This window comes from Allonocardiopsis opalescens (genome assembly GCF_003002095.1).
Classification (GTDB): domain Bacteria; phylum Actinomycetota; class Actinomycetes; order Streptosporangiales; family Streptosporangiaceae; genus Allonocardiopsis; species Allonocardiopsis opalescens.
This window is the reverse complement of record NZ_PVZC01000002.1, coordinates 664,677-691,391: the sequence shown is the minus strand read 5'-3', so window position 1 is coordinate 691,391 and position 26,715 is coordinate 664,677. Positions and strand designations below refer to the sequence as shown.

Below are 26,715 nucleotides of genomic sequence, written 5' to 3'. Positions count from 1 at the left end.
TCTGCTTCAAGCTCCCGGGAGCGAGCATGATGGAGGGGTGGTCAAGCGAGTGATCGAGATCATTCGCGGCGCCAGGGACAGGGTGCCGCGCCGCTGGTGGGTGAGGGCCCGCGTCGGAGCGAAGATCCTCACCATCGTGCTGGTCGGCCTGGTCGGCGGCTGGCTCGGACTCCTCCTCGGCTCCACCACCACGACCCCCATCGGGCCCGCCGACGTCAACCTCTCCCTCAACGTCAACGGCCAGGGCGACACCGTCCTGCACGTGCCGCCGCTCGGCACCCTCAGCCTCGACACCCACACCGGGCCGATCTCGCTCGACGTCACCATCGACGAGATCAACCCCGAAGCGGCCCAGAGCCTGCTCAACGAGCCCAGCTACTTCACCACCCTCGCCGACCGGATCGCCGACGACGCCGTGGCCGGCATCGTCCAGCTCCTCGCCCGCGGCTTCGCCGTCGCCACCCTCGGCGCCGGGCTCGCCGGACTGATCGTCTTCCGCGACTGGCGGCGGGCCGGCATCGCCGCCGGAACCGCGCTCGGCACCCTCATCGCCACCGGCGGCCTCGCCGCCGCCACCTTCAACCCCGCCTCGATCTCCGAACCCCGGTTCAGCGGGCTCCTCGCCGGCGCCCCGTCCCTCATCGGCAGCGCCGAGGACATCGTCGACCGCTTCGACCACTACTCCCAGCAGCTCGCCCGGCTGGTCGGCAACGTCTCCCAGCTCTACCAGGTAGCCGCCGACCTGCCCGTCTACCAGGCCGAAGAGGACACCATCCGGGTCCTGCACGTCTCCGACATCCACCTCAACCCCGCCGCCTGGGACGTGATCGCCTCCCTGGTCGAGCAGTTCCAGATCGACGTCGTCGTCGACAGCGGCGACCTCACCGACCACGGCAGCGAGCCCGAGGACCAGTTCGCCGACGGCATCTCCGACATCCCCGTGCCCTACATCTGGGTCAGGGGCAACCACGACTCCGCCAACACCCAGGAAGCCGTCGCCGAGCAGGACAACGCCATCGTCCTGGACGACGACACCGCCGAAGTCGCCGGACTCACCTTCTACGGCGCCGGCGACCCCCGCTTCACCCCCGACCAGCAGACCAGGAACAGCCTCCCCGACAACGCCGAACTCCTCGCCCTCGGCCGGCAGCAGGCCGTCCGGATCGCCGCCGCCGACCCGCCCGTCGACGTCGCCATCGCCCACGACCCCGCCCAGGGCGTCGGCTACAGCGGCCACGTCCCCCTCGTCCTGGCCGGACACGGCCACAACCGCTGGACCGAGATGCTGCCCACCGGCACCTTCCTCTTCGTCCAGGGCTCCACCGGCGGCGCCGGCCTGCGCGGACTCGACAGCGAAACCGGCGACCCCACCCCCTACCAGGCGTCCGTCCTCTACTTCGACGCCGAGACCCGCCGCCTCCAAGCCTGGGACGACATCACCCTCGGCGGCTACGGCCTCAACTCCGCCCAGATCGAACGCCACCTCGAAACCGACCCCGACCGCGCCATCACCCCCGAACCCGTCCCCACCCCCAGCCCGAGCCCGAGTCCCAGCGCCAGCGAGCCCAGCCCCAGCCCCAGCGGCAGCGCCGCCGCCGAAGCCGACACCGAGAACACCGACCCCGCCGACGAACCCGCCGGAGCCGCCACCGGCGAATGACCCCGCCCACCCACCACCGCACCGCGCAAACCACGTTGGTAGTCGGCCGCGATCTCCCCTATCCTTGACCGCGTCCCCGACGGTAGGCGGCACCACCAGCGAGGGCACACCGGCCCCCATCGTCTAGCGGCCTAGGACACCGCCCTTTCAAGGCGGCGGCACGGGTTCGAATCCCGTTGGGGGTACTGGGCCGCACCCTGCTCGCCGACCTTTGGGTCGGCTTCGCTGGTTCCTGGTGCTAGCCCGGGGGGACGACCCCCCGGGCCCCCCGATGTGGTGGGCTGCGCCCCCCACGCCCCCCTCGTGCTGTGACGGTTGCGTCTTGGTGCGGTTGTGGGGGCGACGCTTTTTTGGGGGCTGCGCCCCCTTTCCCCCCGGATTGCTGGGGTGGGGCTTCGACTTCTTGTCTTCTTGTCGTTGGGGTGGGGGCTTCGGCCTTTTGTCGTTGGGGTTCTGCCTGGGTGTTCTTTGCGGTGTTGGGTGGAGGTTCGGCTCTTTGCGGCGTTGAGGTGGGGCTCGGGCGTTCGCTGCGGCGTTGAGTGGGGCTTGGGCCTTCATCGTTGTGGGGGCGGTTCGGGGTGCGGTGCTCTGCGGTGTTGGGTGGGGCTTCGGCGTTCTTGGGTGTGGGGGCGGGGCCTCGGTGGGAGTTGCTTCGGTGGTGTTGGGGGCGCGTCTTCGCGCTGGGGCGGCGGACAGAGTGCTTGCCCAGCTGGCGGCGTGGCGGTGCGGGCCTGGTCGGGTGGGCTTGCCTTGGGGGTGCGGGCTCGGTTGTGCGGCTCGGCATGGTTTTCCACAGGCTGCGGCGGGTGCGGGCGCGTTGTCCACAACCGGTGGGTAGGGGCTCGCTCCGGCGCACGGGAGCGCGGGAGAATGGATGTGGGGTCGCCCCCCTGGGCGGGAGGGGGATCGGTCCTGGGGCGGGGATGCCTTCAGAAGGTGTGGCCGCCGTTGACGGGGAGTTCCTGGGCGGTGATGTGGGCGGCGTCCGGGGAGGTCAGGAAGGAGACGGCGGCGGCGATGTCGTCTGGTAGGCCGGGGCGGTTGAGGGGGCTCTCGGCCACGTAGGCGGCGTGGAGTTCGGCGGGGGTGCCGGCGTGGCGCTCTACCGGGATCCAGCCGGGGGCGACCAGGTTGACGGTGATGCCGGCCGGGCCGAGCTCGCGGGCCCAGGCGCGGGTGAGGCCGAGCTGGGCGCCCTTGGCGGCGGTGTAGGCCGACCAGCCGGGCAGGGCGCGGTGGAACATGTCGGAGCCGATGTTGACGACGCGGCCGCGCCCACGGGCGCGCATGGCGGGCAGGACGGCGCGCAGCAGCAGGGTCGGGCTCTTCACGAAGTAGACGAGCTGGTCCAGGTGTGTCTGCCAGGTCAGGTCCTCCACCGCGACCGGAGGCTGCGGACCGGTGGCGTTCACCACCAGCACCTCCGCCGGGCCGAGCCGGTCCGTGACCGCCGCGACCAGGCCGTCGACCGCCGCCTCGTCGGTGACATCGGCGTCGAACACCCCCGCCGTGCCCCCGGCCCGCGCGATCGCCCCGGCCACCCGAGCCGCCTCCTCGGGCTCCCCGAAGTGGTTCACCGCCACCGGCCAGCCGTCCCGGCCCAGCCGCCGCGCGATGGCGGCGCCCAGCCCGCGCGAGGCGCCCGTGACGATCGCGGCGCCGCGCGCCCCTGGGGCCTGCGTCACGGGGGAGGGCGAGGAGGCTGAGGCCATGCCCGCAGCATCGCACGGCGCCACCGCACGGGCGCGAGGTCCCGCCCGCAAACCAGGTCGCCACCGGTACGCGGCGACGCTACACTGAACGCGTTGCCCGGTACGGAGCAGCGAACGCCCCCTCGTTCTTCGAAGGCGTCCGCCAACCAGGGGCGGCAGAAGTACTGCGAAGCCGCGATAGACTCGGGGCGACGCGAAAGCGCAAGGTCCTGTGGAGCAGTTTGGAGTGCTCGCCACCCTGTCAAGGTGGAGGCCGCGGGTTCAAATCCCGTCAGGACCGCTCAGCGCCGGTTAGGCTGGTGCAGCCAGGCCAGATAGCTCAGTCGGTACGAGCGTCCGCCTGAAAAGCGGAAGGTCGGCGGTTCGACCCCGCCTCTGGCCACAGTCGGTAGACATGCGAAAAAGGCCCGTCACCTGCATGAACAGGTGACGGGCCCTTTTGCGGTCTCGGTGGTTGTCGGTGAGCGGTGGCGGTGGGCGTCCGCGCTGAATCCCATAGACAGAACACCGCGCAGCGTCGCTGGACGACCAAGTGACGTGCGTCTTGGGGAAGCTCCGTACAACCTTCAGTCAGCGATCGGGGCCGCGCCGGAGGGCGGCTCCCCTTCACCCGCACGTTCCCGCCAGTGGGCGAGGTTGTCGCGGGTGAGCAGGGTGCTGGGATGGTCGGAGTTCAGCACCCGGAGCTGGTCGGCCAGAAGTTGTTCGAAGGCTGCGGCGGCGCCGGCCGCGTCCCCGGCTTCTCCGCGCCAGTGGGCGAGGTTGCTGCGGGTGGTCAGGGTGTGGGGATGGTCAGGGCCCAAGACTCGAAGGTGGTCGGCTAGGAGCTGCTCGAGGGCTGCGGCGGCGCCGGCCGCGTCCCCGGCTTCTCCGCGCCAGTGGGCGAGGTTGCTGCGGGTGGTGAGGGTGTGGGGGTGGTCGGGGCCCAGCACCCGGAGCTGGTCGGCGAGGAGTTGTTCGAAGGCGGCGACAGCGCCGGCTGCGTCCCCGGCCCATCCCCGCCATCTGGCGAGGTTGCTGCGGGTGGTCAAGGTGTGGGGGTGGTCGGGGCCCAGCACCCGGAGCCGGTCGGCGAGGAGTTGTTCGAAGGCGGCGACAGCGCCGGCTGCGTCCCCGGCCCATCCCCGCCATCTGGCGAGGTTGCTGCGGGTGGTCAGGGTGTGGGGATGGTCAGGGCCCAGCACCCGGAGCCGGTCGGCCAGGAGCCGCTCGAGGGCTGCGGCGGCGCCGGCCGCGTCCCCGGCTTCTCCGCGCCAGTGGGCGAGGTTGCTGCGGGTGGTCAGGGTGTGGGGATGGTCAGGGCCCAGCACCCGGAGCCGGTCGGCCAGGAGTTGTTCGAAGGCGGCGACAGCGCCGGCCGCGTCCCCGGCCCATCCCCGCCAGCTGGCGAGGTTGCTGCCGGTGGTCAGGGTGTCGGGGTGGTCAGGGCCCAAGACTCGAAGGTGGTCGGCGAGGAGTTGTTCGAAGGCGGCGACAGCGCCGGCCGCGTCTCCAGCTTCTCCCCGCCAGCTGGCGAGGTTGCTGCCGGTGGTCAGGGTGTCGGGGTGGTCAGGGCCCAGCACCCGGAGCTGGTCGGCGAGGAGATGTTCGTAAGCGGCGACAGCGCCGGCTGCGTCCCCGGCCCATCCCCGCCATCTGGCGAGGTTGCTGCGGGTGGTCAAGGTGTGGGGGTGGTCGGGGCCCAAGACTCGAAGGTGGTCGGCGAGGAGTTGTTCGAAGGCGGCGACAGCGCCGGCCGCGTCCCCGGCCTCTCCCCGCCAGCTGGCGAGGTTGCTGCCGGTGGTCAGGGTGTCGGGGTGGTCAGGGCCCAAGACTCGAAGGTGGTCGGCGAGGAGTTGTTCGAAGGCGGCGACAGCGCCGGCCGCGTCTCCAGCTTCTCCCCGCCAGCTGGCGAGGTTGCTGCCGGTGGTCAGGGTGTCGGGGTGGTCAGGGCCCAAGACTCGAAGGTGGTCGGCCAGGAGCCGCTCGAAGGCGGCGACAGCACCGGCCGCGTCCCCGGCTTCTCCCCGCCAGCCAGCGAGGTTGCTGCGGGTGAACAGGGTGTCAGGGTGATCGGGGCCGAGGTGGTGGAGTGCGGTGGTGTGGAGGGTGCGAAAGTGGTCGAGGGCCGCACTCACCAGCCCAGCCTCCCCCAGGCTCCGCCCCATCCGAAACAGCAGCAGGTGAGCGTCGGGACTCCACAGGCTGGCATCGACGTGGGCGATGAGGGCGGCGGCGTTGGCGCGCAGCACCTGGGCCAGGTCGGTGTCGCGCTCCACCTCCGGCCACACCTCCACTAAGACGTCAGCGCAACAGCGGTGCACCGTGTCGCGCCACGGGGCGGGTGTGTTCTCGCGGGTGGCGCGTTGGACGAGGCCGTGGACCCGGACCTGTCGGTGGGGGGTGGTGGGGGTGTGGTCGAGCAGGCTCATCCGGTGCAGCACGCGCAGCGCCTTGACTGCGTCCTCCTCACTCACCGGCTCCGCCTCCTCTTCCGCCCCGGTGGAGGGTTCGGCGGGGCAGGTGCGGCGCAGTGCCAGGTAGCTCCGGGCTGGTTGGCTGGTCAGGACGGTGCTGGGGAAGCCGTTGGGGTCCAAGACACTGGCCAGTTCCAGCATCCCGGCGGCCAGCCCCTGGGGAGGCAGCTGGTTGGCGTGTTCGACCGACAACGACCAGACCGCGGCCACCGGCGCCCGGTGGTCATCGGGCAGCTCGCCGGCGGCGGGGACCAGAGTCTCCAGGGTGTGGGAACGGTCGGCCAGTTGGGCACGGTACTCCGCGCAGTCCAGGCCCACATCGATCAGGTAGGCGGCGGCCTGGGCCAGCGCCAGCGGCAAGAACCCGAGGTCCTGGGCGAGTCCGCGGATCTGGGCGGGCTCGTCGGTGTGGCCGTGCGCCGCCAGCTTGGCCACGAGATACGCCTGGGCCTGCTCAGGGGTGAACACGCCGACGTCGATGACCCGCCGGCCCTCGCCGGCCAGCGCGGCGCTGCGCCGCCGAGTGGTCACCACCACCCGTCCCATTGACGTGGCCGGCGGCCACAATCCCCGCGCATCCCCCGGATCCACCACGTCGTCAAGCACCACCAGCCACCGCCGGGTAGTGCCCTGCAACCAGGCCAAGAACCGCTCCGCGGCTCGTTCCGGATCCCCGGGATCGGCGTTCACCACCTGCTCGGCCGCCTCAGCGTAGGCGCTCTGGATGGCCTGCCGGGTGGTGGCGCTCACCCACACCAGCAGTTCCACCTCACCCGACCGCCGCGCCTCCCGGGCGTAGTGGGCGGCCAGTTGGGTCTTGCCCACCCCGCCCATCCCCCACAGCACCTGACACAGCACCGCGGTTCTACCACCAGCGACAGCCGCATCGATCTGATCCGCCTGGAGACGGTGTTGGAAGCACTCGGCCGGATTCGGCACCACCCCCACCAGCACCGGCCACTGCGGCTTCGCGGACTCCGCGCCGTGGACGTACACATCACCGCTGACGTCCCTAACCTGCACGACCGAGCCGCCCACCTCGGCACCGGTCACCTCGTTGCGCTGACCGCCGGCATCCGCACGCTTCACCATCCCGCTTTACCCTCCCAAGCAGGATTCTCCCGACAACACCCCCGACCCGCACCACCATCCACCCGACCCGCCCCCCCGCACCAACAGCGGCCGTACAGCAGCGAAGTACAGCAGACCCCACGGATCCCAGCGGACGTGGGCGGACGTCGGCGAAGCGTTCGCACTGGTGGGGCGGCCATCTTCGGTGCTCCGGCGGTTGCGCCGCCTTCCTGATAAGGATGAGGGCCGTCGCCTCCCGGGGTGCTGGTGGGCGGGGTTGTGGCCGGGCTTGGCCAGGTTGGGTGTTTCGGGGCGTGGTCGGTGGGGGGTGGGGAGACTTTCGGCATGGCCAGGTGGGTGTGGGTCGGCGTGGCGGTGTTGGCGGTGGTGGGGGTGATCGCTGCTGGGTTGTGGGTGGGGGGCGGTCCGACGTCTCGCCAGGGGTGGGAGGCGGCTGGGTGGGTCGCGGGCATCGTCGCCGCGCTGGGGTTGGTGGTGCCGTGTGTGGTGTGGGCGGTCCGCTCTCACCGAACGGGGACTGAGGCGGCGGGGGAGCCGGCTTCGCCTGGCGCGATGGCGAATACAGCGTCGGGCACGGTCGGCGGGAGTGTGGTGCAGGGGCGGGACTTCACCGCTCCGGTCACGGTGACGTCTCATCCGGGTGACCAGGTCACGATCAGCGGTGAGTTCCAGGCTCCGGTGGTGGGCAAGCAGGAGATCCACCATGATCACGGCGCCGCTCCCCGGGCGTTGGCGGGGTTGCCGGTGCTCCCGGCGGGGTTCGCCGGCCGGGAGGAGGTTTTGGGGCGGTTGCTGGCCGTGCTGGATCCCTCCGCCGGGGTTGGGGTGGGTGTGGTGGTGTCGGCGGTGGCCGGGATGGGCGGGGTGGGTAAGAGCACTCTGGCCGCGGCGGCTGACCACCAGGCGCGGGCGCGGGGGTGGTTCTCGGCGACGGTGCCGGTGGACCTGCGTGGCCACAGCGCTGAGGGTGCGCCCATGGGGGCGGGTGAGGCGCTGGAGACGGTACTGCGGCTGCTGGGGGTCGCGGCGATCCACATCCCGCCGACGGTGGAGGAGCGGGCCGCGCTGTACCGGTCGCGGTTGGAGGAGGTGGCCGCCGAGCGTGGGGGGCCGGTGCTGGTGGTGGCCGACAACGCCCGCGATCGCGCCCAGGTGCATTGGCTGCTGCCTGGAGTGGGTGGGCATCGGTTGCTGGTGACCTCCCGCTACCGGCTGGTCACGCTGGGGGCGGCCATCATCGACCTGGACGTACTGGCGCCTGAGGCGGCGGTGGAGGTGCTTCGCGTCGAGCTGCGTACCGCCAACCCGGCCGACGGCCGCGCCGATGACGCCGACGGGCTGGCCCGGTTGGCGGCGGCGTGTGGGGGGTTGCCGCTGGCGTTGCAGATCACGGCCGCGCTGCTGGTACGTTCCCGGAGTCTGCGCCCGGGGCGGCTGGCCGAGCGGCTCACCGACACCGCCACCCGGCTCACCCGCCTGGACGACGGCGAGCGCACGCTGCGGGCCACCTTCGACCTGTCCCACCAGCAACTGTCCCCCCAGCAGGCGCGGGTGTTCGCCCTACTGGCCCTCAACCCCGGCCCCGATATCTCCACCCCGGCCGCCGCCGCCCTCGCCGACCTGGCCGAGGACGACGCGGCCGAAGTCCTGCTGGAGTTGGCCGACGCCCACCTGCTGCGCGAGGACCCCCAGAGCGGGCGGTGGTCGATGCACGACCTGGTCGCCGCCTACGCCCACCACCACCTCCACACCCAAACCGAAACCGACCCCGCCGCAGCCGACTACCAGGACCAGGCGCGGACCCGGCTGTTCGCCCACTACATCGCCCTGGCCGACGCCGCCGACGACCACCTACGGGCGCTGCCCGGCGATGAGGTGCCTGAGGTCTTCGCCGGCCGGGAGGAGGCGTTGGCGTGGTTGGACGCCGAACGCCCCAACCTCATCGCCACCACCATCACCGCCCAGGCCACCGGCCACACCACAACGGCGATCCGCCTGCCGCTGCTGCTGGCCTACTACCTGGACTGGCGGCGCTACTTCGACGATCAGATCACCCTGTCCACCATCGCCCGCGACACCGCCCACCACACCGGCGACCACCATCGCGAGGCGAGGGCGTGGAACAACCTGGGGACCGCCCTGCGGCAGGTGCGGCGGTTCGACGAAGCGATCCACGCCCACCAGCAGGCCCGCACCCTCCACCAGGAGGTGGGCGACCGCCACCGCGAGGCGACGGCGTGGAACAACCTGGGGCTCGCCCTGCGGCAGGTGCGGCGGTTCGACGAAGCCATCCACGCCTGCGAGCAGGCCCGCACCCTCCACCAGGAGGTGGGCGACCGCCACCGCGAGGCGACGGCGTGGAACAACCTGGGGCTCGCCCTGCGGCAGGTGCGGCGGTTCGACGAAGCGATCCACGCCCACGAGCACGCCCGCAACCTCTTCCGGGAGGTGGGCGACCGACACGGCGAGGCGATGGCGTGGAACAACCTGGGGCTGGCGCTACAAGCCAGTGGACAGGTGCGTGAAGCTGTGGCCGCAGCGGAACACGCGGTGGCCCTGTACACCGAGACGGGCGACGCCCACAGGAGCGCCGACGCCCAGAACCTTCTCGATGAGCTCCGCCGCACCAACGACACCTGATCCCCGTGACCTGGCTGTCCCGCGGGCGTGATGGTCGGCGTGTCTGTGACCTCCTGGCGGGTGGCCATGTCGCCCCCTCTACGACACCTCGTCAGAATGGGTCGGATGGCGTCCGCAGAGGGGACTCGCGTTGAATGCGCGTTGGAAAACGGAGAGTATGCCCTGCTGGCCAGAGAACGCGCAGGTCACTGGGATTGGTGGCGAGCTTGGCGTGATCCGCTGAAAAGCGGAAGGTCGGCGGTTCGACCCCGCCTCTGGCCACACGAGTGACATCCATAAGCGCCCCGAGACCTGCACAGCAGGGTTCGGGGCGTTTTCGGCTTCGGTGGCTGTGGGTGGGAACGTCACCCCCAACCGGCGCACGGGTGCGCTGCACCACCATCTCCCCTGCGGAGGCGGCGATCGCGATCCCGTGGTCGGCCGCTGCGGCAGGTCGGACGGCAATCGGACGGCGCGGCTGGGACGTGGTAGACACGCGGCATGGCCGCGTTCATGGCGTTCTTCGATGGTTCGACCACCACGTGGCGGGTCAGTTCGGCCGTCGTGACCGCCGCGGTCACCGACCTTTGGCCAGGGGTCGAAGTCGACCCGACGCGACGTAGTGAGGCATGTGCCTTCAGGTGGAGCTTCAGCACGGATGAAGGTCCGAGTGAGGTGTTCATGCCGGAAGACGCGACGGGCCTCTACCTGGATGCGGCCCTGGCGGACTCTGCGCGGCTCGCCTGCTTGCTCCGCCAGTGGATGCCGGACGAAGTCGACCTGGTGTTCTGCGACCAGGGCTACACCTTCGATATTCGAGTAAGGCCGGGCGCGACCGCGGCGGAACTCATCGAAGAGGTGGACGACCAGCCCTGATGGGGCTGGGAGCCGGGAACGGCCCCACAGTGCGGCTCCGTGCGACCGCCGTACGCCCAGTACGCGTCCAAGCGGAGGCACGTGCGGGGCGACTGCGGGAGTCTGTGCGGCTGAGACGCTGGGTCGGCGCAGCGGGGGAGCCCGCCTGGAAGGTGGGCGGATCGACCTCGCCTCCGGCCACAGACAACAGACATAAGAAAGGGGCTGTCACCTGCGGATACAGGTGACAGCCCCTTTTCACGGTCCAGGTGCTTGTCGCTGCGCCTCCGCCGCCCGCCAGAGCCATCGGTGGACGACGGACGCGAGTGGCCGTGTCGGTGGCGCCCCAGAAGACCTCGCGGTCGCCGTGCCCTAGTGGTCAGGCGTCGAGCTCGGTCGCGGCGACGGCGTGCACGGGCGGCGCCTGGAGCCCGAGTTCTCGGGCGATGGCCGGGACCTCGGGGTCCGCGAGGAAGCCGTCGTAGTCCTGCGCGTCCCAGTCGAAGAAGGACCACACCCGGTGCGCGTCGTCGGGATCGAAGTAGACCCGGGCGCTCCGGCAGCCGTGCTCCCGCCGCTTCTCCGCGCCGATGGTCGTGAAGACCTCCAGGAACCGATCGGGGTCGGTGACCCTCGCGATGGTGACGATCACTGCCTTCTCCTCCGCGCCATGGAAGATGTCCCGCCAGTCCATCAGTACGGTAGGACCTCGGCTCTGGTCGAGGTCAGATGTCGGCGGCGAGTCCGCCAGGTCCTCGACGGCCGCGCCGCCGGGGCAGTCGACGCCGAAGTGCCGGTGGACGCGCGGATTCTGCCGGCGTCCTCAGACGGCTCTTGAACGCCCGCGCGATCTGTGCCGGGGACGGCGCCGATCACACTCATGCGACCAGCCCTCCTGCTACCGGACCGCCAGGCCCGGCAGGACGGCGTCCGTAAGGGGCTGTGCTCGCGCCGAATGCGTCCTGGAGCATGGGGGCCGGTGCTACCGGCCGGACAATGCGCAGGTCGCCGAGGACGCATATGAGGTCGGGGGTGACCCGCTGAAGCGCAGGTCGGCGGTTCGAGCCGGCCCCTGGCCACCGGAGGGACGTGCGAGCACGTCCCCACCTGTGCGCAGCGGTGTTCTCGTGCCCGTGGGCGGTGCGCCGAGAGGCGCGTGGGGCCGCGTCGGTCCGGGGGTGGGCGGGGGCGCGGCGAGTAGACTGCCGGGCGTTGGAGGGCTGGGCCGCGTCAGGCGGTTCGGAGGCCGCCGGTGGGCGGAACAGAGCGAGAGACGATCGTCGCGCCCTTGCCGGGCGGGTCGTGTCGTGCGCGGGTCGGGATCCGGCGATTGTCGGGGATCCGGGTCCGTGCGGCCGCGGAGGGGGCGGATTCGGGTGCCGGAACTGACATTGGCGGAGATCGCGCAGGTGACCGGAGGGCGGCTGAGCGAGGTCGCCGACCCCGAGGCCCGGGTGACCGGGCCGGTCGCCGAGGACACCCGGCGGCTGGGGCCCGGCGGCCTGTTCGCCGCCTTCGAGGGGGAGCGGGTCGACGGCCACGACTACGCCGAGGCGGCGGTGGCCGCCGGAGCCGTCGCGGTGCTGGGGCGGCGGCCGGTGGGGGTGCCCGCGGTCGTCGTCGACGACGTGCAGACCGCGCTCGGCGCGCTGGCGCGCGCCGTGGTGCGGCGGCTGCCCGACTGCACCGTCATCGCGCTGACCGGCTCCTCCGGCAAGACCAGTACCAAGGACCTGCTCGCGCAGGTGCTGGCCGCGCACGGGCCCACGACCGCCACCCCCGGCTCCCGCAACAACGAGATCGGGCTGCCGATCACGGTGCTCAACGCCGCCCCCGACACCCGCCACCTGGTGCTGGAGATGGGCGCGCGCGGGATCGGGCACATCGCCTACCTGACCGGGCTGGTGCCGCCCACGGTCGGTATCGTGCTGAACGTCGGCGCCGCGCACATGGGCGAGTTCGGCGGCAAGGAGGCGACGGCGCGCGCCAAGGGCGAGCTGGTCGAGGCGCTGCCCTCGGCCGACCTCGGCGGCGTGGCCATCCTCAACGCCGACGACCCGCTGGTGGCCGCGATGGCCGCCCGCACCCGCGCGTCCGTGCTCTTCTTCGGGCGCGGCGAGGGCACCGCGGTGCGCGCCGAGGACGTGCGGATGGACGACGCGGGCCGGGCCCGGTTCACCCTGGTCACCCCCGAGGGCGCCGCCCCCGTCGAACTGGGCCTGTACGGCGAGCACCACGTCTCCAACGCGCTCGCCGCGGCGGCCGCCGCGCACACCGCGGGCATGTCGACCACCGCCATCGCCCGCGCGCTGACCGCCGCCCGCGCCCTCTCCCAGGGCCGGATGCAGGTCACCACCCGTGCCGACGGCGTCACCATCGTCAACGACGCCTTCAACGCCAACCCCGACTCCGCCCGCGCCGCGCTGCGCGCCCTCGCCGCCATGCCGGGCCGCCGCCGGGTCGCGGTGCTCGGCGAGATGGCCGAACTCGGCGACACCGCCCCCGACCAGCACGAAGCCGTCGGCGCCTTCGCCGCCCAGTCCGGCGCCGACCTCGTCGTCGCCGTCGGCGGCACCGACGCCGCCCGCCTGGAGCAGGGCGCCCGCTCCGCCGGAGCCGCCACCCACCTGGCCCCCGACGTCCCGGCCGCGCTGCTGCTCCTCGAGGAGCAGCTGGCAACCGGTGACATCGTCCTGGTCAAGTCCTCCAAGGCGTCCGGCCTGCTCAAACTCGCCGAAGCCCTCCAGGACGCGGACCAGGCGGCAACCGACTGACGGGGCACGTCACCTCCAGCACGGAGGACGGACGCGACCGCGACCGAAACGACCCAACCGAGCCGCCGTCCGTCGCGAAGCCGGGCTCGAGCACACTGACGCGGGGATGACTCTGCACGGCGGCGGCGTCATTGCCTGCGCGGGACCACTACCGCCTGTGCAGGGGCGATCGGTTGCCATGTCGCCATCGGCGTCTGGAGAGGACCACCCGCGTGCCCGGGATGTCGCAGCGCGGAAACCGAGTTCCGAATGTGCGGACCACCCCCGCATGCGGGGACGACGCCGCCCGCGCGCCGCCCCCGCCCTTATCAGGGGGACCACCCCCGCCCATGCGGGGACGACCCGCCGCCGGCGGTCGCGCCGCCCACGATGCCCGGACCACCCCCGCCCATGCGGGGACGACCTCCAAGACGTCGCGCCACGCGGCAAGCTCGACGGACCACCCCCGCCCATGCGGGGACGACCCTTTCCGACCTGGGCCTTCTTCTAGCACGGATCGGGTTTTCATTCGGTTGGTCGTCGGTGTCGGCGAGGCCGGTTCGTGCGGGAAAGAGTAGCCGGGTTCAGGCGGGGCGGGCGCTGAACGCGGCGGGCGGACGTGGCCGGGGTGTCGACCGCAAGGAGTTCGTGGGCTCGTCCTGGCGGGGCCGTCTCGCGTGCCTGCCGGCGTCCGTGGTTCTGGCGCAGGTGGCATGACGGTGCGGTGGGGTTTCAGTGCTGCCGCGTCCGGGCGAACCGGTCGCCCTCGATCGGCGTCAGGTGGTGCTTCGGGCGTCCCGGGTGCGGTCGTGGGGCGGGCGGTGCCGGGGCGGCGGGGCGTCCGGTGTGCGGGTGGTGGACGGCCTCGTGGGGGCGGCCGTATCAGGGGGTCGCGGGAGCGTACGCCCACGTGTTCGGGGTGTTCGGGTTCCCGGCGCCGCGGCACGCCGGGTGATTTCGCAGAGGCACCGGGTACGGGAGCCCTCTGTACGAGGGAATCGGGGACGGAAGTGGGCGGACATGGTGTTGACGGGGCCCGAGGAACGTGCGCGGCCCGAGGAGGTCGGGGCTTCCGGCGACATGCTCACGATCGGGGTCGAGGAGGAGTTCCTGCTGGTCGACCAGGATGGGCGGCTGGCGTCGGACGCGCCTGAGGTGCTGCGTGAGGTGTCCGGTGGGCGGGCCGAGATGCAGCAGGAGATCGGCCGGTGCATGGTGGAGGCGGCCAGTCCGGTGTGCGAGGGCACGGAGCAGCTGCTGTACCAGCTGCGCGACGCACGCGCCCGGCTGGCGGCGACCGCCGCCGAACAGGGGCTCCGCCTGGTGGCCAGCGGTACCCCCGTGCTCGCCGAGGAGGACTTCCAGCCGCTGAGCCCGAACTCGCGCTACCACCGGATGGCCGAGCACTTCGGCGCGATCGTGGCAACCGGTTACACGTGCGGCTGCCATGTGCACGTCGCCATCCCCGACCGGGAGACGGGTGTGCAGGTGAGCAACCACCTGCGGCCGTGGCTGCCGGTGCTGCTGGCGCTCACCGCGAACTCGCCCTTCAACGACGGCGTCGACACCGCCTACTCCAGTTGGCGGCAGGTGCTGTGGTCGCGCTGGCCCTCGGCGGCGCCGCCGCCGATGTTCGCCTCGCTGGACCACTACGAGTCGAGTGTGGCGGCGATGCTGGAGGCCCAGGCGATGCTGGACCGGGGGATGATCTACTGGTTCACCCGCCTCTCGGAGCGCAATCCCACCCTGGAGACCCGCGTCTGCGATGTCGCGGGCACCCCCGAGGAGGCGGCCCTTGCCGCGGCCCTGGTGCGCGGGCTGGTCGGGGCGGCGCTCGACGACATCGCCGACGGCCGCCCGGCGCCGACTGTGCCGGGCGAGGTGCTGGAGGCCAACCTCTGGCGCGCGGCCCGCGACGGGCTGGAGGGCAGCTGCCTGGACCCGTTCGGCGACAGCCTGATCCCGGTGCACACCGCCGTGGACCGGCTGGTCTCCCGGGTGCGCCGGCTGCTGGACGCCAACGGCGACCGCGACTTCGTCGACGACACCCTGAACGTGCTGCGCCGGACGGGCGGCGGCGCCCGCCGCCAGCGCACCGCCTTCGCCCGCCGCGGCCGCCTGCCGGATGTGGTCGACCACTTGGCCGAGTCGACGTCGGCGGGGCTCTCGCCCGTCTGAGTGCGGTGCGGTCCTCCGGCCCGCGGAGCGTTCGGGCGCTGCGGTGGGGTGCCGGATATGGAGGATCAGCCGACCGAGCCGACGTCGGCCGGCTTCGCCTGTGTGATCCGGTCGGCCGGTCGGCACGGTGTTCGCGCGTCGAGGCCGGCTGCCGAGGTAGGTCGGCCAAGTGGTCGAGTCGACGTCCGCCGGGTTCCCGCCCGTCTGAACGCGGTCCGGCCATTCGGCCCGCGCCGGGTTCGGCCGTGGTGGTGACACCCGTTGCCTTCGGTCACCCGGCCGGATGGACCTCGACGCGGCTCGTCCGTCCGAGCGCTGTCCGCTCCGTGCGGCGTTCACCGTGCGGGCACCCGGCCGCCACCGCGGGGCCGCCATACTGAAGGCTCGCGGCGGCGTGAAGGAGGACCCGTGGCCGGGAGTGCGGCGGCTGGATCCGACGGGCCGGGGCTGGCCAGGCGCCTGGGGGCCGGTGACGCGGTGCTGGTCGGGCTGGGGGCGATGCTGGGGGCCGGGGTGTTCTCGGCCTTCGGGCCGGCCGCGGCGGCGGCCGGGTCCGGGCTGCTGGCGGCGCTGGTGCTGGCGGCGCTGGTGGCGTACTGCAATGCGAGTTCGTCGGCGGCGCTGGCCGTGCGCTATCCGGAGTCCGGTGGTGCCTACCGGTACGGCCGGGAGCGGCTGGGGCGGGTGTGGGGCTTCCTGGCCGGGTGGGCCTTCGTGGCGGGGAAGACGGCGAGCTGCGCGGCGATGGCGCTCACCCTGGGGGGCTACGCCTGGCCGGAGCAGCGGGTGCCGGTGGCGGTCGCCGCCGTGGCGGTGCTGACGCTGGTGAACTACCTCGGCATCACCAAGACCGCGCTGGCCACCCGGGTGCTGGTCGCCGTCACGCTGCTGGCGCTGGCCGCGGTGGTGGCCGCCTGCCTGGGCGGCGGCACCGCCTCCGCCGCGAACCTCACCGGCTGGACCTCGGGCGGGCTGCTCGGGATCGGGCAGGCGGCCGCGCTGCTCTTCTTCGCCTTCGCCGGGTACGCGCGGCTGGCCACCCTCGGCGAGGAGGTGCGCGAGCCCGAGCGGACCATCCCCAGGGCCATCCCCGTCGCGCTCGGCCTGGTGGTGGCGGTGTACGCCGCCGTCGCGTGCGCCGCGCTGCTCGCGGTCGGGCCCGAGGCGCTGGCGGCGTCGGCCGCGCCGCTGGCCACGGCGGTGGGCGCGGGGGAGCTGGCCTGGCTGGCGCCGGCCGTGCGGGTGGGCGGCGCCGTCGCCTCCGCCGGGGTGCTGCTGTCGCTGATGGCGGGGATCGGCCGCACCTCCCTGGCGATGGCGCGCGACGGGGAGCTGCCCACGGCGCTGGCGGCGGTGCACCCCAGGTACCGGGTGCCGCACCGGGCGGAGCTGCTGCTCGGGGTGCTGGTGGCGGCGCTCGCGGCCGCCGGGGACCTGGTCTTCGCGATCGGCTTCTCCAGCTTCACCGTGCTCACCTACTACGCCGTCGCCAACGCCGCCGCCTTCACCCTGCCGGGGCCCGGCCGGGTACGGCGGCGCGCGGTCGCGGTACTGGGCGGCGCGGGCTGCGCGGCGCTGGCGGTGGTGCTGCCGCCGTCGACGGTGCTGACGGGGATGGCGGCGCTGCTGCTCGGCCTCGCGGTGCGCGGCGCCGTCGGGGCGGTCCGGCGTCGGCGCGCGTCGGCCGGCCGGTAGACGAGGGCGCGGTGCGGACCGCGTCGTGCCGCCGCGGTCCAAGGGGTCGGCGGGCGGCGGAACCGGTTCGGGGGCTGCTCGCGCTGGAGTCGGGGCGTGCCGGCTGTCGACATCGTGGTCGGGTGGATCTGGACGTGCTGCGGGCTTCGCTCCGCTTGCGTCGACGCGGTGCTACCGGGGCGCGGCACTGGAGCCGAGTGTGCCGGCTGTCCGCGCGGCGGCCGGTTGACCTGCACGTATCGCGGGCCGCGGGTGTCGCCGGGGACGTCGGCACGGGCGTCCTCGACAGGACCGGTTCCGCTGGGCGAGCCGCTCATGTCCCGGAGAGGCAGGTGACCAGAGGGACCGTCCGCTGAATGGCGCGGCGCCGCCGGCTCGCGTCGGCGGATCAGTAAACCCACACCGTGTACCCCACGAACCCGGCGGCGAGGAGGCCCACGGCCACCCGGGCAGGGCGGCCCAGGCCGTGCCACGGGCGTTCGAAGCGGTGGACGAGTGGTACGAGGCCGGCCAGGGTGAGGGCCATGGCGGGGAGCCAGGCCAGCCGGAACAGGACCCAGGCCAGGTCCGCCGGCGGGTCGGTCAGGCCGGGGAGGCCGCCGAGGGCGGCGCCGAACAGGGAGACGGCGACGAGCGCCGTCTGGTGCCAGCAGAAGAGGGTCATCGCGGAGAGGTTGGCCAGGGCGACGGCCGCCCACAGCCGGGGGTGCGCGCCCAGCGCGCGGTGCAGCCGGTCGCGGAGCAGGATCGCGGCACCGCACTGGACCGCGGCCAGCGCCGGTACCAGCAGTGACGCCGGATGGGCGTTGGAGCGCGCCTCGCCGGGCACGCCCACCATGCTGGCCGGGTAGTCGAAGACGCCGATCAGCAGCGCGAACAGGCCCGCGCCGCCGGCCAGCAGGACCAGCGCGCCGCGTCGGCCGAGCCGCCCCGACGCCCAGCTCACCCCCAGCTGGTAGCCGAAGAGCCAGGCGGGCAGCACGTTCACCAGCGCCAGCCAGTCGGGCACCAGCGCCTGCGCCGGGCCGTAGCGCAGCAGGTCGACGACGGCGACGACGCCCATCATCGCGACGGCCGCGGCGGGCCCGAAGCGGCGGTCGACGGCCATCGCCAGCGGGGTCAGCGCGGTGGCGACCCCGTAGATGAGGATGAACCACAGCGGCTGGACCAGCAGCACCACCCAGGTCCGCAGGCTGAGGGGGTGCACGCCGACGGCGGCGAGCAGCGGGACGGCGGCGGCGGTGAGCGCCGCCATCGCCAGCACCGGCCGGACCAGCCGCGTCCCGCGCAGCCGCAGCCAGGCCCCGGTGTCCTCGCCCCGCTCCCTGGCCCGGGTGAGCGAGCGGGCGGCGGAGTACCCGCCGACCAGGAAGAACAGCGCCAGCATCTGCAGGAACCAGCTGGCGGGGGCCAGAGCGCCCAGTTCGCGCAGCGCGCTGCCGATGCGCAGCGCGCCGTCCTCGCGCAGCACCAGGGCGCCGACCAGCCAGTGCCCGGCCACCACGCCCGCGATGGCCAGGGCGCGCAGCGCGTCGATGCCGCGGTCGCGCCGCCGTCCGGCCGCGTCGATCCGGGCGGCGGCGGCCCGCCAGCCGCGTGCGGTACCGGCGGCCGGGCCGCCGTCGCGGGTGCCGTCCGGTTCGACCTCGGGCATGGCGCACTCCACCTTCCGGCCGCGGCCTCGGCCGCCTCAACCGCTCCCGCCGCACGTCGCCGCGAAGTCGTACGAAGTACGCTAGGCGTCCGCGCAACGGCCGCGCGATGGAGTAATCCCCCCAATCCGGGTGGGGGCAGCACGACCAAGGCCACCGAACCCGCCCGGTTTCCGCCGCCCGCGCCGGGCTGTCGGACGGGTGCGGCACACTGGGACCGACGGTGCGGGTGCGGCGGAAGGGGTCACCATGGCGCGGTTCCGGATCACCACCGACGACGAGGTCGACGTCCGCAGGCTGGCCACGGCGCTGGTCGAGGCGCACGGCTGGCCCAGAGAGCAGGTCGGGCTCTGGAACACCCACTCCGGCGAGGTCATCGTCACCGTCGACGACGAACTGCTGCGCGAGCGCGAGGCCGACCCCCTCGCCACCACCGCGCACACCGGCGCCGACCTGCGCGGCGCCTGCGAGCTGCTGAAGCGCAGCGAGCCCTCGCTGCGCTTCGTCTCGCTGCCGGAGCTGCGTGACGAGGTGCAGGGCTTCTTCTCGGCGGGCTGGACGGTCGCCGACCTCATCCACGCGCTGCGCCACCAGCGCGACGGCGCGCCCTGGCCCACCGGCGAGGAGTACCACGCCGAGGGCGCCGCCTGGCTGCGGCACCGCATGCGCAGCTGGCGCACCCCGGAGGGCGACGTGCGGCCGTCGCGCTCCCAGGAGGCGGCCGGCCACCGGGTGGTGCGCCGCTCCGGGCTGCCCGACACCCTCGGCCTGCCGCCCGAGGAGCGCTGGGGGGCGCGCGGCGTCGCCGACCCGGCCCGCGCCCGGGCCGCCGCCGACGACGCCCGGCGGCTGCTGCGGGCGGGCGCCCGCACCACCAGCGACGCGCTGACCCACCGCGAGCGCACCGGCGAGGTCCTGGTGCGCCGCCCCGGCCACGAGGACGGCAGGGGCGGCGCCTGACGGCGGTCCGCCCGACTCGCTCCGCTGCGCCGTCCGGCCGAGGGCGGCGGGCGGTGGCGCACTCGCCCGTCCGGCGCACGGGTCGACGGCTCAGGCTCGCGCGCCGCGCACCGGAGTACGTTGCGGCACCCTCGGCCCGAGCCCTCTCGCGGCCCCTCGCCTCAGGTCAGCTCCACGCCCCTGGTCTCGCGCAGCGTCAGCACCACCGCGAAGGCCACGGCGGCGCCCGCGGCGACGTACCAGAAGAACACGTCGGCCAGCCCCGCCTCCGACAGCGACTGGATCACCAGCGGCGCAGTGCCGCCGAAGAGCGCCACCGTGAGGTTGTACCAGGCGCCGATGCCCAGCCCGCGCAGCTCGGTGGGGAACAGCTCGCTCATGACGGCCGGGGCGATCGAGGTCATCATCGTGTACAGGCCGAGCCCCACGGTGAAGACCACCAGCAGATTGCCGAGGCCGGGGCCGATCAGCGCGGACAGCGGCACGATCAGCACCGCGGTCGCCGCCGACCACGCCAGCAGCTGCGGCCGGCGTCCGAAGCGGTCCGACAGCGCGCCCATCGGGTACTGGAGCGCGACGAACACCGCCGTCGCCACCGACAGCGCGGTGAACACCTCGCCCGCCTCGGCGCCGCGCTGGGTGACCGCGAACGGGGTCAGCGCGGAGAAGAAGGTGTAGTAGCACAGCGTCGACAGCAGGGTGAAGCCGATCAGCTGCCCGACCGCCTTCGGGTGCTCGCGCAGGGTCGTCAGCAGCGGGAAGCGCAGCGCCCGCGCCTTCTCCCTGCTCCCCTCGAACTGGTCGGTCTCCGGCATCGCCCGCCGCAGCCACAGGCCCACCAGGCCGAGCAGGCCGCCGATCAGGAACGGGATCCGCCAGCCGTAGGCGGCCAGCTGCTCCTCGGTCATGACGGCGGTCAGCAGCGCGCCGAGCAGCGAGGCCGCCAGCACCGCGCTGCCGGTGGAGATGTAGAAGAACGACGAGTAGCGGCCGCGGCGCTCGGGCGGCGCCACCTCGGCCAGGTAGGCCGAGGCGTTGGAGACCTCGCCGCCCAGCGACATGCCCTGCGCGATCCTGGCCAGCAGCAGCAGGACCGGCGCCAGCCAGCCGACCAGCGCGAAGGTGGGCAGCAGCGCGATCGCCAGCGAGCCGCCGGCCATCAGCAGGATGGTGAGGAGCATCGCGGTGCGCCGGCCGCGCAGGTCGGCGAAGCGGCCGAGCAGCCAGCCGCCGAGCGGCCGGAAGAAGAAGGCGAGCGCGTAGGTGGCCAGGGTGCTGATCAGCGCCAGGGCGGCGTCGTCCTCGGGGAAGACCTGGGTGGCGAAGTAGATGCTGAAGGTCGCGTAGATCGTCCAGTCGTACCACTCGATGGCGTTGCCGATCGAGGCGGCGACGAGGGTCCGGACGGGGATCGGGCGGGCGGGGGCGGACGGGGCGGGCCTCGGTTCGGCGGGAAGGTCCGTCACGGGTTCTCCCTCTGCGGGCGGGACGACAGGGGTGAACGCACGGTACTCCGAAACGGCCGATCGGTCCCGTCCCCGCCGGCCGGCCCTCACACCACCGCGCGGATCTCGCCGACCCGCTCGCCGCCGCCCCTGACCGGCACCGTGGCCAGCTCGGCGGCGCCGGACACGTCCACGCCCAGCTCGGCCAGGACCCGCAGCGCGATCAGCGTCGTCGCCCGCGGCCGCCCGTCGGAGACCTTCACCGCCGCGCTGACGCCGCCGGGCGCCGCCGCGGTCAGCACGCCCTCGGCGCCCGCCTTGGCCACCACGCCGGGCAGCGCCCGCATCAGCCGGGTCACGGTGTGGCCGGTGCCCGCGACGTACTCGGGGTGCGCGCGCATCGCGTCGGCGACGGCGCGCTGCGGCGTGCCCGGCTCCGCCAGCACCAGCGCGCGCATGCTGCGGGCCAGCCCGGTGAGCGAGACCGCGAACAGCGGCGCGCCGCAGCCGTCGACGGCGGTGGCGGTGACGGGCTCGCCGGCCAGTTCGGCCGTCGCCTCGGCCACCGAGCGCTGGTAGGGGTGGTCGGGCCGCAGGTAGTCGTCGGTGGACCAGCCGGAGGCCACGCAGGCGGCCAGCATGGCGGCGTGCTTGCCCGAGCAGTTCATGGTGAGCCGGCTCGGCGCGCCGCCCTCGCGCACCACCGCGTCGCGGGCGCCCCGGTGCTCGGGCCAGTCGGCCGGGCACCGCAGCGCCTCGGCGCTCAGCCCGGCACCGGCCAGGATCCGTCGCACGGCGGCGACGTGGAAGGGCTCGCCCATGTGGCTGCCGGCCGCCACCGCCAGCTCCACGCCGTCCAGCCGCGCCCCGGCCCGCAGGCTGGCCACCGCCTGGATCGGCTTCGCCGCCGACCTCGGCAGCACCGGCGCCGCCGCCGGGCCGCGCTCGAAGGCGACGCCGCCGTCGGCGGCCAGCCCGACGGCGGCGCCGTAGTGGACGCCCTCGGTGAAGCCGTTCCTGACCACCTCGGCCAGCGGCGCGTGGAAGATCGCTGTGTTGGACATACCGGCATTGTGGCCGCCGCGCCCCCGGTTGCCGTCGACGGGGCGGCTCGGACGCCGGGGCGCGGCGCGGCGGAGCCGACGACGGAAGGCGGGTGAGGCGCATGGCCGCGGACTTCGAACTGGTGCGCGCGGTGGCGCGCGAACTGCCCGGCGCGGAGGAGGGCACCTCCTACGGCACCCCCGCGTTCCGGGTGCGCGGCAGGGGCTTCGTCCGGATGCACGACGACGGCGAGCGGCTGGTGGTGCGCACCACCATGGAGGAGCGCGACCTGCTGCACGGCCACGACCCCGAGACCTTCACCGTGCCCGAGCACTACCGGGCCTATCCCTACGTGGTCGTGGTCCTGGAGCGGGCCGACCCCGACGAGCTGCGCGACCTGGTGGTGGAGGCGTGGCGGCTGCGCGCGCCCAAGCGGCTGCGCGAGTCCTACGACGCGGGCTGAGCCGTGCCCGGGCGGCGGCCGCCGGCGCCGCGGCGCCTCACAGCACCGCCTGGAGGCCCCAGCCCATCAGCAGACCCGCCACCGCGCACAGGATGAGGATGACCCACCAGCGCCGCATACCGACCTCCGATCGGCGGACCGGGTGGTGCCCGTCACTCCCGGCCGCCGTCCCAGTCTGCTGTGCCGGGCGGCGCGGGCCAAGTCCGGGTGCCCCTGTTCCGGCGGCGGCCGTCAGCGCCGCTCCGGGGTGAGCGCGGCCAGCAGCTTGTCCAGGGCCGAGCGCGCCGTGGCCGAACCGTAGGGCCCCACCGCGACCAGCGCGGCGATCAGCGCCGCGCTCTCGCCCGGGGTGAGGGCGATCGGCGGCAGCTCGCGGCGCGCGTCGATGCCGTAGCCGCCGCCCGGCCCGTTGCGGACGGTGATGGGCACGCCCGCGTCGCGCAGCCGGGCGATATCGCGCTCGACCGTGCGGACGCTGACGCCGAGCGCCAGGGCGAGGGCCCCGCCCACGACCGGTCTGGGCGCCGAGAGCCGCAGTTCCTCGATCAGCCGGTGCTGGCGCTCCACGAGCGGGACGGCCAGGTGGAGCTGGTGGTAAGTGCGCTTCTGGCTCACCACGGGCACTCTCTCGTCGCCGGGCTCGGCCGCCGGGCCGAGGTCCGCCGCGCGGGCCGGGAGCCCCTGCGGGCGCGGCCGTCACGCGGTCGGTGACGGACTTACCGTACGCCGGGGCGCGTCACCGTGCGCCACCGGGCACCGGTACTCCGAAGGTTGTAGCGCGGTTCGGCGCGCAGGGGGAGGTGCCGGAGGCTTGCGCGGAGCATGATCGGCAGGTGTGGGACCCGCCGGGCGCGGCGCCGGGCGGGACCACCTGACACGAGCTACGGGGGACGGGGATGACGATCGGCCTGGTGCTCACCCTGGGCGCGCTGGCCCTGGTGGACAGCACGAGCTTCGGCACGCTCGGCATCCCGGTGTACCTGATGGTGGCCACCCGGCGCTCGGTGGCGGCGCGGCTGCTGGCCTTCCTCGGCACCATCGCCGTCTTCTACTTCGCCGTCGGCGTCGCGCTGATGCTGGGCCTGTCGGCCGTGATGGAGAACTTCGGCGAAGCGCTCGACAGCCGCCCGGCGTACTGGGCGCAGCTGGCCATCGGCGTCGGCCTGTTCGTGCTGAGCTTCCGCTTCGACTCCAAGAAGCGCCCGGGGCCCGACGCCTCGCGCTGGGAGCACCGCTTGTCCAGCCCCGGCGCGATGGTGCTGCTGGCGCTGACCGCCGCGCTGCTTGAGGTCGCCACGATGGTGCCGTACCTGGCGGCGGTCGGGATGATGACCACCTCGGAGCTGCCGCCGGCGCAGTGGCTGCCGCTGCTGGGCGGCTACGTGCTGGTGATGATCCTGCCGGCGCTGGTGCTACTGGGGCTGCGCGCGGTGGCCGGGCGCTGGCTGGAGCCCAAGCTGGCCCGGCTGAGCGCCTGGATCCAGCGCAACGCGGCCTCGGCCGTCGGCTGGGCGCTGGCCATCGTCGGCTTCCTGCTGGCCAGGGACGCCGCCGCCTACCTGTTCCCGCAGTACATCAACGTCGGCTGATCCCGTCCGGCCCCCGGACTGCCCTAAGGTGGACCGGCGCGGCCGCGCCGTGCCCGCGCCGAGGGACGGGAGGGGACGATGCCGGAGATCCGCCGGATCGGCGACCCCGTGCTGCGCACGCCCGCCGAGCCGGTCACCGCCTTCGACCGCGCACTGCGCGCCCTGGTGGACGAGCTGTTCGCCGCCATGTACGCCGTCGACGGCGCCGGGCTGGCGGCGCCGCAGCTGGGCACACCGCTGCGGGTCTTCGTCTACGACATCGGCAACCGACGCCGCGGCCACGTCGTCAACCCCGAGCTGACCGTGGACGACCCCGACGAACTGGTCCGCGACGAGGCGTGCCTGTCCGTTCCCGGCCAGATCCACCCCACCCCGCGCGCCGCCGGGGTGACCGTGCGCGGCCGCGACCGGATGGGACGTCCGGTATCGATTCGGGCACGAGGCCAGCTCGCACGCTGTTTTCAGCACGAGACGGACCATCTGGACGGCAAGCTGTACCTGGACCGGCTCAGCCCTGCCGTGCCGCCGCCCGGGCCCGTCCGGGGGCACCCCGCCTGAGGTCCCGGCGGCTTCGGGCCGTGCGGCTCCGGCACGGGGGGCGTCCTGGTGGCCGTCGCCCGCGTGCCGACGGGCCGATACGTTCATGGCACGCACGTGAGCGGATTCGGAGTGACACATGGTCGGCAGCCAGGGCAGGGTCACCGGGCAGGTCGGGCCCGGTCTCGTCGGCGAGGTCCTCATCGAGGTCCGGGGCGGTGTGGAGGCCTTCTACGCCTACCCGTCGATCCCGGAGGACAGCTTCGACATCGGCCAGCGGGTGGTCGTGGTCGAATACCTGCCGCCGAGAACGGTCTACGTGGCACCGGCGATCGTCTAGCCGCGTCGTAGGTACGGCGAGCCGGGGCGAAGCGCCCGGCGGACCGTTGACAGGAGCGTCAGTTTCAAAGGAGAGGAGGGTCGAATGCCGCCAGAGAGCCTGCTGTGGATCATCGGCGCCGTCGTCCTCGGCATCGTCGTCGTCATCGTCCTGTTCCGGATGGTGTGGAAGGTGGCGGAGCCCAACGAGGCTCTGATCATCTCCGGCCTGGGCGCCCGCGAGCGCAACCAGCACACCGCGGAGAGCATCAACTTCAAGGTCATCACCGGCAAGGGCAGCGTCGTGCTGCCCGGTTTCCAGACCGCGCGCCGGCTGTCGCTGGACACCCGGGGAGCGCACCTGGAGGTGTCCTGCGTGACCCACCAGGGCATCGCGGTGAAGGTGCGCGGTGTGGTGATCTACAAGGTCGGCGACGACTTCGTATCGATCCGCAACGCCGCCCGGCGCTTCCTGGACCAGCAGCAGACCATGAACAACACCATCCACGAGCTGTTCTCCGGCCATCTCCGGTCGATCGTGGGCGGCCTCACCATCGAGGACATGATCCACAACCGCAACCGGCTGACCGGCGAGGTGCGCTCCTCGTGCGCCGACGAGCTGAGCAAGCTGGGCCTGGTGGTGGACTCGCTGCAGATCCAGGAGATCGACGACGAGTCCGGCTACATCACCAACCTGGGCAAGCCGCAGAGCGCCGCCATCTCCGCCAAGGCGCGGATCGCGGAGGCGCAGCGCGACCAGGAGGCGACCGAGGCCGAGCAGATCGCGGCCGCCAAGAAGGCGGCGTCGATCCGCGACAGCCAGATCCAGCAGGCCGGCTACCAGGCCGAGGTCGACCAGGCGTCGGCCCGCTCCCGCCAGGCCGGTCCGCTGGCCGAGGCGAGCGCCCGCCAGGAGGTCGTGGTCCAGGAGACCCGCGCCGCCGAGCTCGAGGCCCAGCTCCAGGAGCAGCGGCTCCAGTCCGAGGTGCGCAAGCCCGCGGACGCCAAGGCGTACGAGCAGGTCACCCTCTCCCAGGCGCAGCGCGACTCCCGCATCGCGCAGGCCGAGGCCGAGGCGCGCGAGACCGAGATGAGCGCCGCCGCGCACGCCACCCAGGTCAGAGCGGAGGCCGAGGCGCAGGCCCAGGCCACCCGGATGCGCGGTGAGGCGCAGGCGCTGGCCACCCGGGTCACCGGTGAGGCCGAGGCGGAGGCAGCCAAGGCCAAGGGCCTGGCCGAGGCCGAGGCCCGCAAGGCGCAGGGTCTGGCCGAGGCCGAGGCGATCCGCGCCCGCGCCGAGGCGCTGCGCGAGAACCAGGAGGCGGTCATCGCCCAGCAGCTGGCCGAGAAGTGGCCGGAGATCGTGGCGGCCGGCTCCCAGGCCTTCGGCAATGTCGACAACATGGTGGTGCTCAACGGCGGCGAGGGCGTCGAGCAGCTGTTCACCAAGGCCCTCACCCTGGGCGGCACCGGCCTCGGGCTGGCCCGCTCGCTGATCAGCGCGGTCAACCCCGACGCCCCCGCGGCCCCCTCCGCCAACGGCGTCGCCGCGGCGGTGCCGGGCCGGCCCGGTTCGGAGAAGCGGGACGGCGCCAAGGACTGAGGTCCGCCCCGCCCCGCCACCGCGGACGCGCCAGGGTCCCCCGAGCCGGCACTCGGGGGACCCTGTTTTCCGGCCTCGCTGCCG

19 protein-coding genes and 4 tRNA genes are annotated in these 26,715 nt (G+C 73.6%); 16 read left to right on the top strand and 7 right to left on the bottom strand.

Translation table 11 applies throughout. The features are described from left to right. Nucleotides 1-37: 37 nt before the first annotated feature. Together CLV72_RS09945 and CLV72_RS09940 are read left to right on the top strand one after the other, a co-directional pair. Entirely contained in the window at nucleotides 38-1,660 is a 1,623-nt protein-coding gene (locus CLV72_RS09945) for a metallophosphoesterase family protein (RefSeq protein WP_245930048.1), read from the top strand. A 112-nt stretch (nucleotides 1,661-1,772) separates the two neighbouring features. Next, nucleotides 1,773-1,845 (top strand) — tRNA-Glu (locus CLV72_RS09940). A gap of 744 nt (nucleotides 1,846-2,589) precedes the next feature. On the opposite strand, the gene CLV72_RS09935 is transcribed toward CLV72_RS09940, so the two are convergent. Continuing rightward, nucleotides 2,590-3,372, bottom strand: a complete 783-nt coding sequence (locus tag CLV72_RS09935; protein WP_106243394.1) for an SDR family NAD(P)-dependent oxidoreductase — start codon at nucleotides 3,370-3,372, stop codon at nucleotides 2,590-2,592. Nucleotides 3,373-3,577: 205 nt separating this feature from the next. Between CLV72_RS09935 and CLV72_RS09930 the strand changes: the two genes are divergently transcribed. Continuing rightward, nucleotides 3,578-3,652 (top strand) — tRNA-Asp (locus CLV72_RS09930). Nucleotides 3,653-3,680: 28 nt separating this feature from the next. After that, nucleotides 3,681-3,754 (top strand) — tRNA-Phe (locus CLV72_RS09925). Nucleotides 3,755-3,938: 184 nt separating this feature from the next. On the opposite strand, the gene CLV72_RS09920 is transcribed toward CLV72_RS09925, so the two are convergent. Next, a complete protein-coding gene (locus CLV72_RS09920; RefSeq protein ID WP_106243392.1) occupies nucleotides 3,939-6,920 on the bottom strand; it encodes a tetratricopeptide repeat protein in 2,982 nt (993 codons plus the stop codon). A gap of 552 nt (nucleotides 6,921-7,472) precedes the next feature. Between CLV72_RS09920 and CLV72_RS09915 the strand changes: the two genes are divergently transcribed. The 3 genes from CLV72_RS09915 to CLV72_RS09910 all read left to right on the top strand — a co-directional run bounded on the left by CLV72_RS09915 (nucleotide 7,473) and on the right by CLV72_RS09910 (nucleotide 10,415). Continuing rightward, complete coding sequence (locus CLV72_RS09915; protein WP_106243720.1) at nucleotides 7,473-9,560, top strand: tetratricopeptide repeat protein; 2,088 nt, start codon at nucleotides 7,473-7,475, stop codon at nucleotides 9,558-9,560. 167 nt (nucleotides 9,561-9,727) lie between these two features. Then, a tRNA-OTHER gene (locus tag CLV72_RS32120) sits at nucleotides 9,728-9,821 on the top strand. A 219-nt stretch (nucleotides 9,822-10,040) separates the two neighbouring features. Then, complete coding sequence (locus CLV72_RS09910) at nucleotides 10,041-10,415, top strand: hypothetical protein (protein WP_106243389.1); 375 nt, start codon at nucleotides 10,041-10,043, stop codon at nucleotides 10,413-10,415. 358 nt (nucleotides 10,416-10,773) lie between these two features. Here the strand turns inward: CLV72_RS09910 and CLV72_RS09905 are convergent, their stop codons facing one another. Next, complete coding sequence (locus tag CLV72_RS09905) at nucleotides 10,774-11,046, bottom strand: hypothetical protein (RefSeq protein ID WP_106243386.1); 273 nt, start codon at nucleotides 11,044-11,046, stop codon at nucleotides 10,774-10,776. 724 nt (nucleotides 11,047-11,770) lie between these two features. Between CLV72_RS09905 and CLV72_RS09900 the strand changes: the two genes are divergently transcribed. The 3 genes from CLV72_RS09900 (at nucleotide 11,771) to CLV72_RS09890 (ending at nucleotide 17,020) form a co-directional block, all read left to right on the top strand. After that, nucleotides 11,771-13,168 carry a UDP-N-acetylmuramoyl-tripeptide--D-alanyl-D-alanine ligase gene (locus CLV72_RS09900; protein WP_106243383.1) on the top strand — a complete coding sequence of 466 codons (1,398 nt, stop codon included), beginning with the start codon at nucleotides 11,771-11,773 and terminating at the stop codon, nucleotides 13,166-13,168. 999 nt (nucleotides 13,169-14,167) lie between these two features. Beyond that, a complete protein-coding gene (locus CLV72_RS09895) occupies nucleotides 14,168-15,325 on the top strand; it encodes a carboxylate-amine ligase (protein WP_106243379.1) in 1,158 nt (385 codons plus the stop codon). Between the two features lie 408 nt (nucleotides 15,326-15,733). Beyond that, complete coding sequence (locus CLV72_RS09890) at nucleotides 15,734-17,020, top strand: APC family permease (RefSeq protein ID WP_106243376.1); 1,287 nt, start codon at nucleotides 15,734-15,736, stop codon at nucleotides 17,018-17,020. 388 nt (nucleotides 17,021-17,408) lie between these two features. Here the strand turns inward: CLV72_RS09890 and CLV72_RS09885 are convergent, their stop codons facing one another. Further along, complete coding sequence (locus CLV72_RS09885; protein WP_245930047.1) at nucleotides 17,409-18,674, bottom strand: acyltransferase family protein; 1,266 nt, start codon at nucleotides 18,672-18,674, stop codon at nucleotides 17,409-17,411. Nucleotides 18,675-18,921: 247 nt separating this feature from the next. Between CLV72_RS09885 and CLV72_RS09880 the strand changes: the two genes are divergently transcribed. Beyond that, nucleotides 18,922-19,632, top strand: a complete 711-nt coding sequence (locus tag CLV72_RS09880; RefSeq protein ID WP_106243373.1) for a hypothetical protein — start codon at nucleotides 18,922-18,924, stop codon at nucleotides 19,630-19,632. A gap of 161 nt (nucleotides 19,633-19,793) precedes the next feature. On the opposite strand, the gene CLV72_RS09875 is transcribed toward CLV72_RS09880, so the two are convergent. Next, entirely contained in the window at nucleotides 19,794-21,098 is a 1,305-nt protein-coding gene (locus CLV72_RS09875; protein WP_106243370.1) for an MFS transporter, read from the bottom strand. A gap of 86 nt (nucleotides 21,099-21,184) precedes the next feature. Then, nucleotides 21,185-22,141, bottom strand: coding sequence for an asparaginase (locus CLV72_RS09870; RefSeq protein WP_106243366.1), 957 nt, complete (start codon nucleotides 22,139-22,141; stop codon nucleotides 21,185-21,187). A 101-nt stretch (nucleotides 22,142-22,242) separates the two neighbouring features. On the opposite strand from CLV72_RS09870, the gene CLV72_RS09865 reads away from it, so the two are divergent. Next, on the top strand, nucleotides 22,243-22,584 hold the full coding sequence (locus tag CLV72_RS09865) for an MmcQ/YjbR family DNA-binding protein (RefSeq protein WP_106243364.1): 342 nt from the start codon (nucleotides 22,243-22,245) through the stop codon (nucleotides 22,582-22,584). Between the two features lie 231 nt (nucleotides 22,585-22,815). On the opposite strand, the gene CLV72_RS09860 is transcribed toward CLV72_RS09865, so the two are convergent. After that, nucleotides 22,816-23,199 (bottom strand): helix-turn-helix transcriptional regulator, encoded by a 384-nt coding sequence (locus tag CLV72_RS09860; protein ID WP_245930045.1) that lies wholly within the window; start codon nucleotides 23,197-23,199, stop codon nucleotides 22,816-22,818. Nucleotides 23,200-23,480: 281 nt separating this feature from the next. Here CLV72_RS09860 and CLV72_RS09855 point away from each other — a divergent pair, with 281 nt between their 5' ends. The 4 genes from CLV72_RS09855 to CLV72_RS09840 all read left to right on the top strand — a co-directional run bounded on the left by CLV72_RS09855 (nucleotide 23,481) and on the right by CLV72_RS09840 (nucleotide 26,631). Then, nucleotides 23,481-24,173 carry a GAP family protein gene (locus CLV72_RS09855; RefSeq protein WP_106243359.1) on the top strand — a complete coding sequence of 231 codons (693 nt, stop codon included), beginning with the start codon at nucleotides 23,481-23,483 and terminating at the stop codon, nucleotides 24,171-24,173. Between the two features lie 78 nt (nucleotides 24,174-24,251). Further along, nucleotides 24,252-24,731, top strand: coding sequence for a peptide deformylase (gene def, locus CLV72_RS09850; RefSeq protein ID WP_106243355.1), 480 nt, complete (start codon nucleotides 24,252-24,254; stop codon nucleotides 24,729-24,731). 118 nt (nucleotides 24,732-24,849) lie between these two features. Then, nucleotides 24,850-25,050, top strand: coding sequence for a hypothetical protein (locus CLV72_RS09845; RefSeq protein WP_106243352.1), 201 nt, complete (start codon nucleotides 24,850-24,852; stop codon nucleotides 25,048-25,050). Between the two features lie 84 nt (nucleotides 25,051-25,134). Continuing rightward, on the top strand, nucleotides 25,135-26,631 hold the full coding sequence (locus CLV72_RS09840) for a flotillin family protein (RefSeq protein ID WP_106243349.1): 1,497 nt from the start codon (nucleotides 25,135-25,137) through the stop codon (nucleotides 26,629-26,631). The last annotated feature ends 84 nt before the right edge of the window (nucleotides 26,632-26,715 follow it).

What these genes read in the sequence shown, in the direction of transcription:
- CLV72_RS09865 (WP_106243364.1), top strand. Translation starts at nt 22,243, where the DNA reads ATGGCCGCGGACTTCGAACTGGTGCGCGCGGTGGCGCGCGAACTGCCC.
- CLV72_RS09895 (WP_106243379.1), top strand. Translation starts at nt 14,168, where the DNA reads ATGGTGTTGACGGGGCCCGAGGAACGTGCGCGGCCCGAGGAGGTCGGG.
- def (WP_106243355.1), top strand. Translation starts at nt 24,252, where the DNA reads ATGCCGGAGATCCGCCGGATCGGCGACCCCGTGCTGCGCACGCCCGCC.
- CLV72_RS09915 (WP_106243720.1), top strand. Translation starts at nt 7,473, where the DNA reads ATGGCGAATACAGCGTCGGGCACGGTCGGCGGGAGTGTGGTGCAGGGG.
- CLV72_RS09870 (WP_106243366.1), bottom strand. Translation starts at nt 22,141, where the DNA reads ATGTCCAACACAGCGATCTTCCACGCGCCGCTGGCCGAGGTGGTCAGG.
- CLV72_RS09920 (WP_106243392.1), bottom strand. Translation starts at nt 6,920, where the DNA reads ATGGTGAAGCGTGCGGATGCCGGCGGTCAGCGCAACGAGGTGACCGGT.
- CLV72_RS09910 (WP_106243389.1), top strand. Translation starts at nt 10,041, where the DNA reads ATGGCCGCGTTCATGGCGTTCTTCGATGGTTCGACCACCACGTGGCGG.
- CLV72_RS09935 (WP_106243394.1), bottom strand. Translation starts at nt 3,372, where the DNA reads ATGGCCTCAGCCTCCTCGCCCTCCCCCGTGACGCAGGCCCCAGGGGCG.
- CLV72_RS09840 (WP_106243349.1), top strand. Translation starts at nt 25,135, where the DNA reads ATGCCGCCAGAGAGCCTGCTGTGGATCATCGGCGCCGTCGTCCTCGGC.
- CLV72_RS09855 (WP_106243359.1), top strand. Translation starts at nt 23,481, where the DNA reads ATGACGATCGGCCTGGTGCTCACCCTGGGCGCGCTGGCCCTGGTGGAC.
- CLV72_RS09880 (WP_106243373.1), top strand. Translation starts at nt 18,922, where the DNA reads ATGGCGCGGTTCCGGATCACCACCGACGACGAGGTCGACGTCCGCAGG.
- CLV72_RS09885 (WP_245930047.1), bottom strand. Translation starts at nt 18,674, where the DNA reads ATGCCCGAGGTCGAACCGGACGGCACCCGCGACGGCGGCCCGGCCGCC.
- CLV72_RS09845 (WP_106243352.1), top strand. Translation starts at nt 24,850, where the DNA reads ATGGTCGGCAGCCAGGGCAGGGTCACCGGGCAGGTCGGGCCCGGTCTC.